We start from the raw sequence: 16,817 nt of genomic DNA, 5'->3' as shown, positions 1-16,817 counted from the left end.
AGCTATCGTTTAAATATGGCTGTACGTTTCTTAATCACAAAATAAAGGGCTATCACGACAACAGCCAATATCATAATCGGTGTTGTATAAGTGCCTGCTATATTCTCAACATCATCCCACTGGCTTCCTAGCTGTATGCCTAAATAAACAAACAGAATAGACCATGGAATGATAGCAAGCACAGTCAGTACCACAAATTTGAGAAAAGGCATTCTGGCAATACCTGCCGGAATGGATATGGCATGTCTGACAACCGGTATAAAACGAGCCGAGAAGACAACTCCAGCGCCGTATTTCTGAAACCAGTTTTCCGACATGTCGATATGATGCTTTTTAATCAATAAATACTTCCCGTATTTGTCCAGAAATGGCCTGCCGCCATAGCGGCCGATCCAGTAAATAAAGATCTGGGCAATGGTGCCCCCGATAACACCCGCAATAATTGCGCCAATAAATCCAATCGTGCCCTCCGATACCATATAGCCGCCATAAGCTAATACAATCTCACTCGGAATGATTTCAATCATTAACCCAATCGCAATACCCGCATATCCCATGTTCGTCAGCCATGTTAAAATTTCGCTTATCAAACTGCCCACATTCTTCACAACCTGTCCTAATCTTTTTCACTATTATATGACTGATTGACGAGCAAGATGGTTACAATTTTTTTACCGCAGCATTTCTTTCGTTTCCTGTTTGATCACATCTTCTAAATAGGCCAAAAGCTGAGATCTCATTTCGGGACGCATTAAGCCGATTTCGGTGCTCGCTTTAAAACAGCCTAGCTTATCGCCAATGTCATATCGATTTCCTTCCAGCAGCCGGGCATGGATCGGCTCCTTACGGCAAACCTCACGAAGCGCATCTGTCAGCTGAATTTCGTTGCCCGCGCCTCTGCCAATTGTCTTCAAAACGGAGAAGATCGAAGAATTCAGCACATAACGTCCCATTACTGCGATTTCCGAAGGTGCTTCTTCAGGAGAAGGCTTTTCCACTAAATCGTTCACTTCATATACATGCCCTTGAGACCCTGATGTATTTATAATACCATATTTGCTGACATCCTCAGGGAGAACTGACTGTACACCGACAACCTCTGTGCCATAAACGTCATATACATCCATTAATTGCCGAAGAGCCGGTGTTTCAGACACCATAATATCATCACCTAAGAGAACAGCAAAAGGCTCATCTCCGATAAAATGCTCCGCACACAGCACCGCATGGCCTAATCCGAGCGGTTCTTTCTGGCGGATGTAATGAATGTTGGCCAAATCGGCAATCTGCTGCATTTCCTTAAGTGTCTCCGTCTTGCCTTTTTCCCGGAGATTGAATTCCAATTCCGCCGACCGATCAAAATGATCTTCAATCGAGCGTTTGTTTCTCCCTGTAATAATCAGTATATCTTCAATTCCTGACTCTGCGGCCTCTTCTACAATATATTGGATTGCTGGTTTGTCGACGATTGGGAGCATTTCTTTAGGCTGCGCCTTTGTCGCCGGCAGAAATCTCGTTCCTAAACCCGCTGCGGGAATAACTGCTTTTCTCACTTTTTTTCTCATTCATCCTCACTCCTGATCCTGTATGTTTTTCAGTGAATCTCCAAATACCCAGATTCGGTTTCCGATAAAATTCATCATCATTCCGCCGATAGTGGCGGCGAGCTTACTCACCAAAAGCGAGCAGCCGCAATTTTGAAACAAATAAAGCAGCAAAAAGGTGATCCCCGACGCGGCAATATTAATCATGAGAAAACGCACGATCTCTTTCCCGTCAGCCTTACGTTTCACACAAAACGTCCAATTCCGGTTCCACACATAGCTGTTGACGATACCTGCAGTATAGGAGCAGATCTGCGCCGGCAGATAAGAGACATGACAAGCGGTAAGAAGAAAGAAGACACCAAAATCTATCAGCGTATTGCCGACGCCTACGGTGCAAAAACGGCCTAAGGTCTTTATTTTTTCTTTCAGCGTAACGGACCTCCCTTCATAAAAGATGCGAGTGGCAGTCATATTTGTTGATATGGATTACTATAGCGGACAGTGTTGAATAAACAATTAATAAAATATGAACAAAACATGAAAAAAGCGGGTATACTGCTCAATAGTTTTTATACTCTTTAAAAAGCAGCGGCATGAACGGCTGATTTTTCGAAAACGCTCATTACATAAAGATGAAAAAATATGACATATTTCGCAGGGGAAGAGGGCGAAATGATAACGAAAGGTCTTGCAAAGAAGAGAACAATACTTCAATAGATTGAGTGGTTTTAAGCCTTGATTCCCTATCAGCAGAGATGATGTCTATTATGTCAATAATCGAGGGAACAGTCTAAGCGAAGAAGAGTCGGTAACAGCCGTATATGTAGCCCCATCTAAACAATGAATAAATGTATCCAGTTCCTTTGTAGAATCGAACACGAATTCCTCCAAAAGTATTCTATACACTATTTTTTTAATAATGTAGGATGTTAGATAAAGGGATTTTTTTGAATAAATATACATACCTGCTCAAGCGTTATAGGGGACTTGAACAATTCGCCATTTTATTTTCTGGACAATGACCGCTAGGAATAGGGGAACTTTTCTAGATTGATCTTGAAGAAACAAGTGGTGCAGTCTTCATGACCTGTTGTTAACAAATTTCAAAAGAACCCTTCATTTTAAGGAAAAAGGAGGCTGTTAAGTGATGAGGAAAAAGTGTAGCGTATGTTTATTTGTTTTTGCTTTACTATTGAGCTGTTTATCTGGAAAGTCTGCGTATGCTGCCACCAGTAGTACAATTGCAAAACATGTAGGGAATTCAAACCCGCTTATCGACCATCATTTGGGCGCAGATCCGATTGCGCTGACCTATAACGGGAGAGTCTATATTTATATGTCAAGTGATGACTATGAATATAATAGCAACGGAACGATTAAAGATAATTCATTTGCCAATTTGAATAAAGTATTCGTCATTTCTTCAGCGGATATGGTTAACTGGACAGACCACGGAGCCATTCCAGTAGCAGGTGCCAATGGAGCTAATGGTGGCCGTGGGATAGCAAAATGGGCAGGGGCGTCATGGGCACCGTCAATCGCAGTAAAAAAAATCAATGGCAAGGATAAATTCTTCCTTTATTTCGCAAACAGCGGCGGAGGTATCGGGGTTCTCACCGCAGACAGCCCGATTGGTCCATGGACCGATCCAATCGGAAAACCGCTCGTAACGCCAAGTACGCCAGGAATGTCTGGTGTTGTATGGCTTTTTGATCCGGCAGTATTTGTAGATGACGACGGCACCGGTTACCTGTATGCCGGGGGAGGCGTTCCTGGCGGTTCAAATCCAACGCAGGGACAATGGGCCAATCCTAAAACGGCTAGAGTCATAAAATTGGGGCCTGATATGACGAGTGTTGTTGGAAGTGCATCTACAATTGATGCGCCTTTCATGTTTGAAGATTCGGGATTGCACAAGTATAACGGAACATATTATTACTCCTATTGCATTAATTTCGGCGGCACGCACCCGGCCGATAAACCCCCGGGTGAGATCGGGTACATGACCAGTTCAAATCCCATGGGTCCCTTTACATATAGAGGGCATTTCCTGAAAAATCCGGGTGCATTTTTCGGAGGTGGCGGAAACAACCATCATGCTGTTTTCAATTTTAAAAACGAGTGGTATGTGGTGTACCACGCGCAAACTGTCAGTTCCGCTCTGTTCGGGGCCGGCAAAGGATACCGTTCTCCCCATATTAATAAGCTGGTGCATAACCCAGATGGATCCATCCAAGAGGTAGCAGCAAATTATGCAGGTGTAACACAGCTTTCCAATTTGAATCCTTATAACCGGGTAGAAGCTGAAACGTTTGCTTGGAATGGACGCATTTTGACAGAGAAGTCCACAGCACCCGGCGGGCCAGTAAATAATCAGCATGTAACAAGCATTCAAAATGGAGACTGGATTGCTGTAGGAAATGCAGACTTCGGAGCGGGCGGTGCCAGGTCATTTAAAGCAAATGTAGCATCCACTTTAGGCGGGAAAATAGAAGTGCGCCTCGATAGTGCAGACGGTAAGCTTGTTGGAACTCTGAATGTGCCTTCAACAGGCGGAGCGCAAACGTGGAGAGAAATAGAAACTGCAGTAAGCGGGGCAACCGGTGTGCACAAAGTATTCTTTGTATTTACCGGAACAGGTACAGGAAACTTGTTTCATTTTGATTACTGGCAGTTTACGCAAAGATAGGACTCGTAATGGGACCGCTTAAAAACGAGGAGGGTGAAGTACGAGCCATCACCGGAACAGCCCGCCATTATGGATATGCCATACAGATTTTTTAATACCGTAAAAGACACATGACGAAGGAGAGGAATAAATGATTCCACGCATAAAAAAAACAATTTGTGTACTATTAGTATGTTTCACTATGCTGTCAGTCATGTTAGGGCCAGGCGCTACTGAAGTTTTGGCAGCCAGTGATGTAACAGTTAATGTATCTGCAGAGAAACAAGTGATTCGCGGTTTTGGAGGGATGAACCATCCGGCTTGGGCTGGGGATCTTACAGCAGCTCAAAGAGAAACTGCTTTTGGCAATGGACAGAACCAGTTAGGATTTTCAATCTTAAGAATTCATGTAGATGAAAATCGAAATAATTGGTATAAAGAGGTGGAGACTGCCAAGAGTGCGGTCAAACATGGGGCAATCGTTTTTGCATCTCCCTGGAATCCTCCAAGTGATATGGTTGAGACCTTCAATCGGAATGGTGACACATCAGCTAAGCGGCTGAAATACGATAAGTACGCCGCATACGCGCAGCATCTTAACGATTTTGTTACCTTCATGAAAAATAATGGTGTGAATCTTTATGCGATTTCGGTCCAAAACGAGCCTGATTACGCTCACGAGTGGACGTGGTGGACGCCGCAAGAAATACTTCGCTTTATGAGAGAAAACGCCGGCTCGATCAATGCCCGCGTCATTGCACCTGAGTCTTTTCAATACTTAAAGAATTTGTCGGACCCGATCTTGAACGATCCGCAGGCTCTTGCCAATATGGATATTCTCGGAACTCACCTGTACGGCACCCAGGTCAGCCAATTCCCTTATCCTCTTTTCAAACAAAAAGGAGCGGGGAAGGACCTTTGGATGACGGAAGTATACTATCCAAACAGTGATAACAACTCGGCGGATCGATGGCCTGAGGCATTGGATGTTTCACAGCATATTCACAATGCGATGGTAGAGGGGGACTTTCAAGCTTATGTATGGTGGTACATCCGAAGATCATATGGACCTATGAAAGAAGATGGTACGATCAGCAAACGCGGCTACAATATGGCTCATTTCTCAAAGTTTGTGCGTCCCGGCTATGTAAGGATTGATGCAACGAAAAACCCTAATGCGAACGTTTACGTGTCAGCCTATAAAGGTGACAACAAGGTCGTTATTGTTGCCATCAATAAAAGCAACACAGGAGTCAACCAAAACTTTGTTTTGCAGAATGGATCTGCTTCAAACGTATCTAGATGGATCACGAGCAGCAGCAGCAATCTACAACCTGGAACGAATCTCACTGTATCAGGCAATCATTTTTGGGCCCATCTTCCAGCTCAAAGCGTAACAACATTTGTTGTAAATCGTTAAGAGCACAAAGACACACAAAAATAATAGAGTGTCTGAATTGGCGATTTTTCCGATTGGGAAATCGCTTTTTTATTTTGTTGCTGAATTACAGGAAGAAGAAAGGATGTACATAAAAACAGCAAAGCTTTAATCTTCATCTTTTCTAGTTTACATAATATATATTCTAGGAAGTAAAGAAAATAAATAAATTCCTGTCTCAATATAAAAGTATACTTAAGTTAGTGAGACAGAAATTAAAATTTTTCTGCTGAATGACAAATCAAAAAAATGGCGTTGTCAATCCATAATAAACGGCTTCTAAATCCTCCAGCGTCATATCGCCATATGCGCATTTGATAACAGAATCAGCAAACACATCATAGTCATAATCTGTAGAAAATCCTTGCTGCAGCTGTTTTTCGTAAACTTCGATCTGATCTTTTTGATGCTGGATATCTTTTTCCTTACCTGGATAGTCCGGACCATTTATCATATTACTCATTTTTTTGTACAGCACCATATACTGTTTCAGTATTTCATCCACAACGCAAACCTCCTATTAGATGATAAAAACGGACATCGTTACTGATGTCCGCCAAAAAAAGCTTAACTAATTTGGTTCTGTTCCCCAAATCAGTTTTCCTTGATCATATAATGTGATTTTTTTCGTTGTTTTAAACGTATTTGATTTGAAAAAGGAATAATCGCCGCTTTGTGCATAATTGCTCCAGTCATCATTGTGAAGACGGAGCTGAATATTCCCTGTGCTTGCTCCCGGTGCCAGCGTTCCGTTTTTAAACCCAAGTTCCAGATAGGTATCTGCACCTTGCTTTGGTTTATGCAACGTCACAAACTTGTGTGTCACATTGCCGCATCCAATCTGCGCGTAGTCACAGTCAAAGTTTTGGCCTTTGTTTTTCGCTTTATACCAGTAACGGGCAGTGACATCTTTTAAATCAACCGTGGTATTGCCGTTATTTTTTATTTGAAGCTGCGGACGGATTTGGTTGCTGTTCATACTCCCATCCCCTGCTCTGTATTGTACAGAAATACCGTTTTCCTGTGTGGGTTTATCTTTTGCTGGCGTTTCAGGAATGTCCTTCGTCGAATCTTTGGTGCCGAGAATGTTTTCTCTAACGAATGTTCCTGAAGCAGATAAATCTGACAACTGCCAGCCGCCTGTTTTAGATGCCCCCGGCTTTAAAGCTGAGGATGATTCCTGCTTATCAGAAAGATTCCAGTTCACCCAGCTAATGGTCTTGCTATCGAGATATTTCAGCCATTCCCGCGATTGATCAAGGAATACACCGCCATTTCCGGAAGCATCACTTGTCCCCCATTCTGTCACAAAAATAGGCGCTCCTTTGCTGAGTGCATAGTTTGCTTTATCCCGTAAAAACTGGCCGTGTGTGCCGGCATAAAAATGAAGTGCGTACATAACGTTTGCATCTTTTAGCTGGTCATCGGCTGCATCATTCACATCCTGGCTCCATGTACCGGTTCCGACAATGATGATGTTGTCTGGATCATTTTTGCGGATAACGGAAATCACTTCTTCCGCATACGGTTTAATATCACGCTTCCAGTTCACATCACCGTTTGGTTCGTTTGCAATTTCATAAATGACGTTTGGCGTGTTACCGTAAAGACTTGACATTTCCTTGAAGAATTCTTTTGCCTTCTCTTTATTTTGGTTTGGATTACCGTCATTTAAGATATGCCAGTCAATGATGACATATATCCCAAGCTCTTTTGCCGCTTCAACCGCTTCTTTTACTTTATTTTTCACGGACGGGTTGTCAATGTAACCGCCATCTGCCGTATACATCGCTGCACGGAAAACGGTGATACCCCAATCGTCCCTCAGCCATTTTAAGCTGTCTTTATTGACATATTCTCCATACCATTGCAATCCGTGTGAACTGATCCCCTTCAGCTGTACCGCTTTACCGTCTCGGTTAACGAGCTGTGTACCTTTTATGCTAAGCTGGCCATTCTTGGCTACTGGCGTTTTTGTCCCTGCTGCTGATGCCGGCGAAGCCAGCATGCCGCCCATTGTCAATAACGTAATCAATAAACACGTAATAAAAATCGAGATTGACCGTTTCATATCTGATCTTTTCCTCCTTCGCATCATTTTGGCTCTCCACTTCTTATGAGCACGAACTCATTGTAAAAATCTTTCTCATGATTGTCTATCAACCTAATTTCTTGTTTTTGGGAGGTTTAAAAGCCTGTCAATTTACTCTATCTCCATTGAATAAGACACACATGACACATATAGAACAAAGAAAACTGGACTGAATTGGGACTTTACACGTCATTTTTCATTCGAGTCGAAAAATTAAATTTATTTCCAATAATGAAAAAGCTGCATTCAACTATTGAATGCAGCTTTGTTTTATATTTATATTATGCTTCTTGTTTCTCATCTTCCCATGTTTCAGCGTTTTTCAGCCCTGGGATGTTTTTCGCTTTAAACACAGGATCAAGTCCTTGCTTACGCTGTTTCGCGTAATCTTTATACACTTTGTAAGCAACGTTTGACAGCAGCGTAATCACAATTAAGTTGATCAGCGCCATGATACCCATAAAGAGGTCCGCCATATCCCAAACGATTTGGAAGCCTGATAAAGATCCATACACAACCATAGCAATTACAGCGATACGGTAAATGTTCAGCCATGTTTTGCTTGTTTTAATAAATTCAATGTTTGTCTCGCCATAATAATAGTTGCCGACAACTGAACTGAATGCAAACAAGAACATTGCGACTGCGATGAAAGTCGGCGCCCAGCCTCCAATATGATGGTTAAGAGCAGCCTGTGTTACTTGGATGCCGTCGCCTTTTGGTGTTACACTGTACAGCAAAATAATAAATGCTGTGGACGTACATATGATAAATGTATCGAAAAATACACCTAATGTTTGAATAAAGCCTTGCTTTGCCGGGTGGGATACATGAGCCGTCGCAGCCGCGTTTGGTGCGCTCCCCATTCCTGCTTCGTTTGAAAACAGTCCGCGCTGCGCACCGATAACGATGATGCCGCCTATTCCGCCGCCGACGACTTGTTCAAAACCTAAAGCATTTTTAACAATTGTAGCGATAACGCCAGGGAAAGCCGTAATATTCGTGATGACAACAAATAAAGCGATAAGAATATAAATGCCTGCCATAACCGGCACAATTAGCTGTGAAACAGCGACAACACGTTTTAAACCGCCGAAAATGATAAACGCAGTTAAAACCGCCAGAACTATGGCTACAACTATTTTATTCACATGGAATGCACCATCCAATGCTCCAGCAATTGTATTTGTTTGAACAGCGTTAAAAATCAAGCCGAATGAGACGGTAATTAAGATTGCAAAAACGATGCCAAGCCATCTGGCACCAAGACCCTTTTGAATATAGTAGGCCGGCCCTCCGCGGAAATCCTCCCCGTCTCTCACCTTATAAAGCTGCGCTAACGTACTCTCAACAAAGCTTGAAGCCATACCTACTGCAGCCACTACCCACATCCAAAATACAGCGCCTGGTCCGCCTGTCGCAATTGCTAAGGCTACACCAGTCAAATTCCCTGTGCCGACTCGGGATGCGGCCGAAATAAAGAATGCCTGCATAGATGAAACACCTTTATTTCCTTCCGGCTTCTCCCCTACTATTCTGAACATTTCAATAAAATAACGGAATTGGATAAAACCAAAACGTATGGTAAAAAATAATCCAAGCCCTATTAAAATATAAAATAGGTATTTCCAGATGAAATCACTTGGAATATTAATCAAACTATTGAAAAAAGACTCCATATTTACCTCCCGTTTTCATCAATTCAATACGAATTCGATTTTGATGTTAGATTTTTTAACATAACGAGTTTTATTATATCACAATATGACGAATTAGGAAGTTTTTTCGAGAAGAATATTGTCATATCCAGATGTTACTCTGTTGATCCCTTCTCTATTATTTTCCTACGAATAAAAACATTCCTTGCAAGCTGGCATTTAATTAAGAGTGCCCTATTAACAATGTAATGATTTCTTCCCATTCTCTTGCCTTCCCTATGATTTAGCTCTTAAATAAAGTAATAAACCCTAAACAACAAACATATCATCTAAAATATGCTTTTATTCACAACATAAATCGGGTATACATACACTAAAAAAAGAATGTTTCTCTTTCAAAGATAAGTAAAAAGATATATACTTAACAAAGTGAAATTTATTTTTAAATTTAATAAATCAGGTTTACTTTTAGGATGGATTGGGGTATTATTATAAAAATATTCAGTAATATTAAAGGAGGGGGAGATCATTTGAAAAAAGTAACGATATTGAAAGCATCCATCTTATTCTTGGCGATTGCCAGTTTTCATTTGCTCTCAATTCCCCACGCCTTTGATATCGGTCATCATTATAAAGCCGTAGCCGACCAGCAGGAAATGCATGAGATGAAAGCCGGCCAAAATGCTGATGATGAGAAGAAATCCATCACAGGGGCATTTACACTGACCGCTTTATGGGCAATGGCTGTTCTGCTGTTGACCGCTGAAAGCAAAAGTACGGGATACTCCCGCAGACGTCAGCGGAAAAAAAGCTTTATACTAGCCAAATTTTATCAATCGTCTTATTTCGGCAAACTTCATGTTCAACATCACCCGATTATGTAACGAAAATATGAGGAGGCTGTTTAACATGTTGTTTATCTTAAGAATGGTGATTTTAGGCTTATTCTCTTTCACAGCGCTAAATTTATTTGTATGGCAGGGAATTGAAGTCATTCATGCGGTAACAGATCTATTCACCAACCATGAAAGCTGATAAAAAACAAACGAAACCCGCTCATATAGTATGAGCGGGTTTTTTATTATTGTTCTGTATGAAGGCGCCAAACAGCTGTAACCTTACCTGATTCCTCTTCATCAAAAAAGAAAGAGCCATTGCTGTATCTGTCGTTTGTCCGCAACTCTTTTGCCTGCAGTTCTTTTCTGTCGCCTTTTTCTGTTTCTGCCATTAGTCGCTGTTCAAGACCGCAAGCGAACAGTGCTACAACTCGGTGTGGATTCTTTTTCAGTTCCCTTAGCATTACGACACCGCGTTTTGCGCGGGATGTCTTCTCGAACTCAGAAAGACTCATGCGTTTTACCGCTCCCCGCTGTGTGAACAAGACAATTGAATCAGATTGTTGAAGGATCTCACCGGAGACAACAAAGTCATCCTCTTTTAAGTTAATCCCTTTGACACCTGCCGCACGCGCGCCAACTACATTCACTTCGTCTTCTCCAAACCATAGACCGTACCCTAAGTGAGTGGCCATAAAGATCTGGCTTTCCCCATTTGTTACATGTACATCAATCAGTTCATCTTCACCCTTCAGATTTAAGGCCACAAGCGCCTTAGAATAACGCTGTGCTTTATAATGGGTGAGCTCTGTCTTTTTCACCATGCCGTTTTTCGTAAAGAATAGAAGATATGCCGACGGATCAAATTCTTTTATCGGTATGGCCTTTACAATCGTTTCATCACGGTCAATAGTGATCAGATTTGAAAAATGCTGGCCCATGTCCTTCCATCTGATATCAGGCAGCTGGTGAACAGGACAATAGATGTAGCTTCCTTTGTTCGTAAAGAGCAGCAGCACGTCTGTCGTATTCATTTCAAACTGATGCAGCATCCTGTCCGTATCTTTCATTCCGAAGTCCTGTCCGTTGGAAGCGGCAAATGAGCGCTGGCTCGTCCGTTTTAGGTAACCATCCTTCGTAACGGTTACATATACATCCTCAGATGCAACCATGACTTCGAGATTGATTTTAATTTCCTCAATTTTTTCTTCAATCACGGAGCGTCTCGTATCTGCATATTTCTTTTTCAGTGCTTTTAAGCTGTTTGTAATCACTTTTAGCAGTTTTTTATCATTGCTCAGAATAGATTCGAGCTCTTCAATTTTTTTACCAAGCTCTTCTGCCTCTTCCTTAAGCGCTGTAATATCTGTATTGGTTAAACGATATAGCTGCAATGACACGATGGCTTCAGCCTGAGGCTCCGTAAATTCATATTTCGCGATCAAATTGTTTTTAGCGTCACGTTTATCGCTAGAAGAACGGATTGTTGCAATCACTTCATCCAAAATAGACAAAGCTTTCATGAGCCCTTCTACGATATGATGTCTGTCTTTTGCTTTTTGAAGCTCGTAAACAGACCGGTTTGTGACAACTTCCTTTTGGTGTCCGATATATGCATCCAAAATAGACGGCAGGCTCATCAGCATCGGACGGCGGTTATGGATAGCCACCATATTGAAGTTATATGTGATCTGCAAATCAGTATTTTTGTATAAGAAATTCAAAATGCCTTTGGCATCAGCTTCTTTTTTCAGTTCAATGACCACTCTCAGCCCTGTTCGATCCGTTTCATCACGAACCTCTGAGATGCCTTCAACCTTTTTATCAATACGGAACTCGTCCATTTTTTTTACAAGGTTTGCTTTATTTACTTCAAATGGAATTTCAGTAATGACAATTTGTTCTCGTCCGCCTCTGATTGTTTCAATTTCAGCCTTTCCGCGGATAATGATTTTTCCTTTTCCGGTTTCGTAAGCTTTTCTTATCCCGTCAACGCCCTGAATAATACCGCCTGTCGGAAAATCAGGCCCTTTAATGACTTCCATAAGTTCATCAACAGAGCAAGATGGCATTTGAATACGCTTAATGACAGCATCAATGACTTCTCCCAGATGATGAGGGGGAATGTCGGTCGCGTATCCTGCTGAAATCCCGGTAGATCCGTTGACCAATAGGTTAGGAAACATCGCCGGGAGTACGACAGGCTCCTTGCTTGTATCATCGAAGTTCGGCACAAATTCAACCGTGTTTTTGTCAATATCCCGAAGAAGCTCAGATGCTATCGGAGATAATCGTGCCTCTGTATAACGCATGGCTGCCGGGGGATCTCCGTCGATGCTTCCATTGTTTCCATGCATTTCGATTAACACATTACGAACTTTCCAATCCTGGCTCATCCGCACCATTGCTTCATAAACCGAGCTGTCACCGTGCGGATGATAGTTACCGATGACGTTACCGACCGTTTTGGCCGCTTTTCTGAAGTTTTTATCAAACGTATTTCCATCTGTATGCATTGCATACAGAATTCTGCGCTGTACCGGCTTTAATCCGTCTCTCGCATCGGGCAGCGCCCTGTCTTGAATAATATATTTACTGTAGCGTCCAAAACGGTCGCCGATCACCTCTTCTAATGGTAAATCATGAAATAATTCTGGCTGTGACAATCATTAAACCTCCTCAGCGACCGATAAGTTTTCATTTTCTAAAATATTGCTTTCTTCATCTAAGCCGAAAGCGACGTTTTTCTCAATCCACTTTCTGCGCGGCTCTACTTTGTCTCCCATTAACGTCGTCACACGTCTCTCTACACGTGCCGCATCGTCAATTTTGACCCTAACAAGTGTGCGGGACTCCGGATTCATCGTCGTTTCCCACAGCTGGTCTGCGTTCATCTCTCCAAGACCCTTATATCGTTGAATGGTATAGCCTTTGCCGACTTTTTTCAGGACATCACCCATCTCTTCATCAGACCATGCATATTCAATGATTTCCTTCTTCCCGCTTCCTTTACTGACCTTATATAAAGGTGGCAGCGCAATGAACACCTTGCCATGCTCAATGAGCGGTTTCATATAGCGATAGAAAAAGGTAAGAAGCAGCACTTGAATATGGGCGCCGTCAGTATCGGCATCGGTCATAATGATGATTTTGTCGTAGTTGATGTCATCGATTGAGAAATCTGCTCCGACTCCCCCGCCGATCGCATGAATGATCGTATTGATCTCTTCATTTTTAAAGATATCAGCAAGCTTAGCTTTTTCTGTATTAATAACTTTACCGCGTAAAGGCAGAACCGCTTGGAATCTGCGGTCTCTTCCCTGTTTGGCTGACCCGCCTGCTGAATCTCCCTCAACGAGATACAATTCATTTTTTGCCGGGTTTCTTGAACCCGCAGGCGTCAGCTTTCCGCTTAAAGTCGCTTCTGATTTTTTTCGTTTTTTGCCGCTTCTTGCTTCTTCACGGGCTTTGCGTGCCGCTTCGCGCGCCTGACTCGCCTTGATTGCTTTTTTGACAAGAAGCGTTGCGGTGTCCCGATTTTCCTCTAAAAAGTAAGCAAGCTGCTCTGAAACAATCGCATCAACCGCTGATCTTGCTTCACTGGTACCGAGCTTTCCTTTTGTTTGTCCCTCAAATTGAAGAAGCTCCTCAGGAATGCGGACAGAAATAATGGCTGAAAGCCCTTCCCTTATATCGGTGCCTTCAAGGTTCTTATCCTTTTCTTTCAGCAAAGCCACTTTTCGTGCATATTCATTAAAAGCACGCGTCATCGCAGTTTTTGCACCTGACTCATGCGTCCCGCCGTCTTTTGTTCTGACATTGTTGACAAACGACAAAATATTTTCAGAATAACCATCGTTAAACTGGAACGCAAAGTCCACTTCTATAGAATGATGCTCACCCTCAAACGAGACCACTTCAGACAAGACGTCTTTTTCTTCATTTAAATAAGCAACAAACGCTTCTATGCCGTTTTCATAATAAAAGACCTCATGCTGGTCATTGCGTTCATCAATCAGCTCAATTTTCAATCCTTTTAACAAAAACGCAGACTCTCTTAAGCGCTCAGAGAGCGTTTCAAAATTATAAGTGGTTGTGCTGAACATCGTTGGATCTGGCTTAAAGTGTGTAAGAGTTCCCGTCTTTTTTGTTTTGCCGATCTTTTCGAGAGATGTAACCGGTTTTCCTCCATTTTCAAATCGCTGCTGATAGACAAAACCGTCCCGCTCTATGGTAACCGTCAGCCATTCAGATAAAGCATTCACGACTGATGCACCAACTCCGTGGAGCCCACCGCTTGTCTTATAGCCGCCTTGGCCGAATTTTCCTCCGGCATGAAGCACCGTTAAAATCACTTCAGGGGTTGGTTTGCCGAGCTTATGCATTCCGGTCGGCATGCCGCGGCCTCTATCCTGTACAGAAATACTATTGTCTTTATGTATTTTGACGATTATGTGATCTCCATGGCCGGCAAGCACCTCGTCGACAGAGTTATCTACAATTTCATAAACCAAGTGGTGCAAACCCCGCGCGTCAGTAGAGCCAATATACATACCCGGCCTTTTCCTGACAGCCTCAAGGCCTTCGAGCACCTGTATGGCATCTTCGTTGTAATCAAATTGCTGTTTTCTAGCCAAACGTACAAACCCCTTTCAAAAACTAACATTGTCTTTCTCTTTTTCAGTGTTACACATCATTTGTATATAAGATATTTTTTATAAACCTCGCCTCGAGCCAGTACTGCCTTGGACTCTTCATTATAACCAATATGTTTGCAATCGCAACATAGAGCTAACGAATCAGTTCTTCTCAAAACATCGGCTAGTGCTGTTTTCACACTATGAGAACGTATGTTTGTTTATTATATATAAAGCAGCAGACCTTCGCAAATCGAACGGCCAAACCCAGCTGGACAAGGTATTCAAAAAAAGCTGTTCAAGCTTTATTGTATCTGTTTCACCGTAATACGCAAACAATATCTTAAAATTAAAAAGCAAAAATCCTTGAATTTACAAGGATTTTTGCAGTTCTGCACCTATTTTGTTACAGCGTGTGCCACTTTTATGCACAGATCCATGATAACCGTTCTGCCTTTTTCTTTTAGCATCTGGTATGCTTCCTCATTAACTAGCCCTTGCTGTGCCCAAAATACTGGCGCATCTGTCTCTAAAAACTCTTCCGCCACTCCAGGAAGCTGTTCTGAGCGCCGGAATACATTTACGATGTCAATCGGACCGTCAATCTCTTTTAAAGATGAAACGGCTTTGACACCTAGCGCCTCATCAATTGTCGGGTTCACAGGGATAATTTCATAACCCGCGTCCTGCATTGCTTTTGAAACCATATGTGACGTTCTATCCGGACGGTCTGAAAGCCCTACTACGGCTATACGTTTGCTTCTTTGAAGAATCTCTTTAATTTCCGCTTTAGAAGGGTTTTGCATCGTATGTCACTCCTTTTCCACTTATTTTACACGATCAAAACAGGAGAAATCAAAATATGATGCATGTTTGATTGGATTTGTAAGCAAACTTTACAAAAAAACTTATCATCAGATCATGACATCTCATGTTAAAATAAAAAGAAGGGAATTTGAAAAAGGAGAAATGTAGATGTTAATTGCTTTATTGATTATTTTGGCCTACTTGATAGGCAGCATTCCATCTGGCTTAATTGTGGGCAAGCTTGCCAAGGGAATTGATATTCGGGAGCACGGAAGCGGCAACTTAGGCGCTACCAATGCATTCCGTACATTGGGTGTAAAAGCTGGTTCGGTTGTCATAGCCGGAGATATTTTGAAAGGGACACTGGCAACTGCATTGCCTTTTCTCATGCATGTTGATATTCACCCGCTTCTTGCAGGAGTCTTTGCTGTTTTAGGCCACGTGTTTCCCATCTTCGCCAAATTTAAAGGCGGTAAAGCCGTGGCGACATCAGGAGGCGTTTTGCTGTTTTACGCACCCCTGTTATTTATCACGATGGTTGCGGTATTCTTCATCTTTTTATACTTGACTAAATTTGTTTCTCTCTCATCGATGTTAACAGGGATCTATACTGTTATATATAGTTTCTTTGTCCATGATACGTATTTATTGATTGTCGTTACCCTGCTCACTATTTTTGTCATATACAGACACCGAGCGAACATTAAACGAATTATCAATAAAACAGAACCTAAAGTAAAATGGTTATAAGCTTAAAAAACTTCTCTTTTGACACAGAATAGCCTAATACGTTTATAATAGAGAAAATTCAAATGAAGAACAAAGGGGTGTTCTGTTATGAATATGACAATTAACGAAGACGCATTGAACTGGTATAAAGAAGAACTCGATTTGGAAAGCGGAGACCAGGTTCGCTTTTTCGTGCGCTATGGAGGCTGCAGCAACGTTCAAAAGGGTTTTTCTCTCGGTGTAGCGAAAGATGCCCCACAAGAGGCTGGAGTCACTGCAGAAGCTGACGGCATTACCTTCTTTATTGAAGAAAGTGATTTATGGTACTTTGATAACCACGACCTTCTCGTCAGCTATTCAGAAGACGCTGATGAACCGGTTTTTGAATACCAATAAAAAAGAACG

15 protein-coding genes are annotated in these 16,817 nt (G+C 42.1%); 6 read left to right on the top strand and 9 right to left on the bottom strand.

Annotated features, from left to right (window positions below):
* Positions 1–2: 2 nt before the first annotated feature.
* From KXZ66_RS10555 to KXZ66_RS10545, 3 genes are all read right to left on the bottom strand, one after another.
* Positions 3–599 (bottom strand): undecaprenyl phosphate transporter UptA, encoded by a 597-nt coding sequence (locus tag KXZ66_RS10555; protein WP_003231529.1) that lies wholly within the window; start codon positions 597–599, stop codon positions 3–5.
* Between the two features lie 72 nt (positions 600–671).
* Entirely contained in the window at positions 672–1,565 is an 894-nt protein-coding gene (gene galU / locus KXZ66_RS10550) for a UTP--glucose-1-phosphate uridylyltransferase GalU (RefSeq protein WP_038827847.1), read from the bottom strand.
* A 6-nt stretch (positions 1,566–1,571) separates the two neighbouring features.
* Positions 1,572–2,018: a GtrA family protein gene (locus KXZ66_RS10545; RefSeq protein WP_014479951.1), complete on the bottom strand. Its 447-nt coding sequence runs from the start codon at positions 2,016–2,018 to the stop codon at positions 1,572–1,574.
* A 676-nt stretch (positions 2,019–2,694) separates the two neighbouring features.
* Here KXZ66_RS10545 and xynD point away from each other — a divergent pair.
* Both xynD and xynC read left to right on the top strand, forming a co-directional pair.
* A complete protein-coding gene (gene xynD / locus KXZ66_RS10540) occupies positions 2,695–4,236 on the top strand; it encodes an alpha-L-arabinofuranosidase (RefSeq protein WP_021479780.1) in 1,542 nt (513 codons plus the stop codon).
* Positions 4,237–4,366: 130 nt separating this feature from the next.
* Positions 4,367–5,635 carry a glucuronoarabinoxylan endo-1,4-beta-xylanase XynC gene (gene xynC, locus KXZ66_RS10535; RefSeq protein ID WP_038827855.1) on the top strand — a complete coding sequence of 423 codons (1,269 nt, stop codon included), beginning with the start codon at positions 4,367–4,369 and terminating at the stop codon, positions 5,633–5,635.
* A 259-nt stretch (positions 5,636–5,894) separates the two neighbouring features.
* Here xynC and KXZ66_RS10530 read toward each other — a convergent pair whose 3' ends face one another.
* The 3 genes from KXZ66_RS10530 to KXZ66_RS10520 all read right to left on the bottom strand — a co-directional run bounded on the left by KXZ66_RS10530 (position 5,895) and on the right by KXZ66_RS10520 (position 9,424).
* Positions 5,895–6,158: a YnfE family protein gene (locus KXZ66_RS10530; protein WP_003231535.1), complete on the bottom strand. Its 264-nt coding sequence runs from the start codon at positions 6,156–6,158 to the stop codon at positions 5,895–5,897.
* A gap of 66 nt (positions 6,159–6,224) precedes the next feature.
* Complete coding sequence (gene eglS, locus KXZ66_RS10525; protein ID WP_049140160.1) at positions 6,225–7,724, bottom strand: endo-1,4-beta-glucanase EglS; 1,500 nt, start codon at positions 7,722–7,724, stop codon at positions 6,225–6,227.
* A gap of 302 nt (positions 7,725–8,026) precedes the next feature.
* On the bottom strand, positions 8,027–9,424 hold the full coding sequence (locus KXZ66_RS10520) for an alanine/glycine:cation symporter family protein (protein ID WP_021479777.1): 1,398 nt from the start codon (positions 9,422–9,424) through the stop codon (positions 8,027–8,029).
* A gap of 509 nt (positions 9,425–9,933) precedes the next feature.
* On the opposite strand from KXZ66_RS10520, the gene KXZ66_RS10515 reads away from it, so the two are divergent.
* Positions 9,934–10,287: a hypothetical protein gene (locus tag KXZ66_RS10515; protein ID WP_014476950.1), complete on the top strand. Its 354-nt coding sequence runs from the start codon at positions 9,934–9,936 to the stop codon at positions 10,285–10,287.
* Between the two features lie 25 nt (positions 10,288–10,312).
* Positions 10,313–10,438, top strand: coding sequence for a hypothetical protein (locus KXZ66_RS22570; RefSeq protein ID WP_003231548.1), 126 nt, complete (start codon positions 10,313–10,315; stop codon positions 10,436–10,438).
* A 46-nt stretch (positions 10,439–10,484) separates the two neighbouring features.
* Here KXZ66_RS22570 and parC read toward each other — a convergent pair whose 3' ends face one another.
* From parC to KXZ66_RS10500, 3 genes are all read right to left on the bottom strand, one after another.
* On the bottom strand, positions 10,485–12,905 hold the full coding sequence (gene parC / locus KXZ66_RS10510) for a DNA topoisomerase IV subunit A (protein WP_014479945.1): 2,421 nt from the start codon (positions 12,903–12,905) through the stop codon (positions 10,485–10,487).
* Positions 12,906–12,908: 3 nt separating this feature from the next.
* On the bottom strand, positions 12,909–14,876 hold the full coding sequence (parE, locus tag KXZ66_RS10505) for a DNA topoisomerase IV subunit B (protein ID WP_014479944.1): 1,968 nt from the start codon (positions 14,874–14,876) through the stop codon (positions 12,909–12,911).
* A 398-nt stretch (positions 14,877–15,274) separates the two neighbouring features.
* Positions 15,275–15,682 carry a CoA-binding protein gene (locus KXZ66_RS10500; RefSeq protein ID WP_003245606.1) on the bottom strand — a complete coding sequence of 136 codons (408 nt, stop codon included), beginning with the start codon at positions 15,680–15,682 and terminating at the stop codon, positions 15,275–15,277.
* Between the two features lie 169 nt (positions 15,683–15,851).
* Between KXZ66_RS10500 and plsY the strand changes: the two genes are divergently transcribed.
* Positions 15,852–16,433, top strand: coding sequence for a glycerol-3-phosphate 1-O-acyltransferase PlsY (gene plsY / locus KXZ66_RS10495; protein WP_003231560.1), 582 nt, complete (start codon positions 15,852–15,854; stop codon positions 16,431–16,433).
* Positions 16,434–16,520: 87 nt separating this feature from the next.
* Positions 16,521–16,808, top strand: a complete 288-nt coding sequence (locus KXZ66_RS10490; protein ID WP_003231562.1) for a HesB/YadR/YfhF family protein — start codon at positions 16,521–16,523, stop codon at positions 16,806–16,808.
* Positions 16,809–16,817: the final 9 nt, after the last annotated feature.

This window comes from Bacillus sp. LJBS17, assembly GCF_019334685.1.
Lineage (GTDB): Bacteria > Bacillota > Bacilli > Bacillales > Bacillaceae > Bacillus > Bacillus subtilis.
The sequence above is the reverse complement of the archived record's forward strand: the minus strand, read 5'-3'. Positions and strand labels throughout refer to the sequence as shown.

What these genes read in the sequence shown, in the direction of transcription:
- galU (WP_038827847.1), bottom strand. Translation starts at nt 1,565, where the DNA reads ATGAGAAAAAAAGTGAGAAAAGCAGTTATTCCCGCAGCGGGTTTAGGA.
- KXZ66_RS10545 (WP_014479951.1), bottom strand. Translation starts at nt 2,018, where the DNA reads ATGACTGCCACTCGCATCTTTTATGAAGGGAGGTCCGTTACGCTGAAA.
- xynD (WP_021479780.1), top strand. Translation starts at nt 2,695, where the DNA reads ATGAGGAAAAAGTGTAGCGTATGTTTATTTGTTTTTGCTTTACTATTG.
- xynC (WP_038827855.1), top strand. Translation starts at nt 4,367, where the DNA reads ATGATTCCACGCATAAAAAAAACAATTTGTGTACTATTAGTATGTTTC.
- eglS (WP_049140160.1), bottom strand. Translation starts at nt 7,724, where the DNA reads ATGAAACGGTCAATCTCGATTTTTATTACGTGTTTATTGATTACGTTA.
- KXZ66_RS10520 (WP_021479777.1), bottom strand. Translation starts at nt 9,424, where the DNA reads ATGGAGTCTTTTTTCAATAGTTTGATTAATATTCCAAGTGATTTCATC.
- KXZ66_RS22570 (WP_003231548.1), top strand. Translation starts at nt 10,313, where the DNA reads ATGTTGTTTATCTTAAGAATGGTGATTTTAGGCTTATTCTCTTTCACA.
- KXZ66_RS10500 (WP_003245606.1), bottom strand. Translation starts at nt 15,682, where the DNA reads ATGCAAAACCCTTCTAAAGCGGAAATTAAAGAGATTCTTCAAAGAAGC.
- plsY (WP_003231560.1), top strand. Translation starts at nt 15,852, where the DNA reads ATGTTAATTGCTTTATTGATTATTTTGGCCTACTTGATAGGCAGCATT.
- KXZ66_RS10490 (WP_003231562.1), top strand. Translation starts at nt 16,521, where the DNA reads ATGAATATGACAATTAACGAAGACGCATTGAACTGGTATAAAGAAGAA.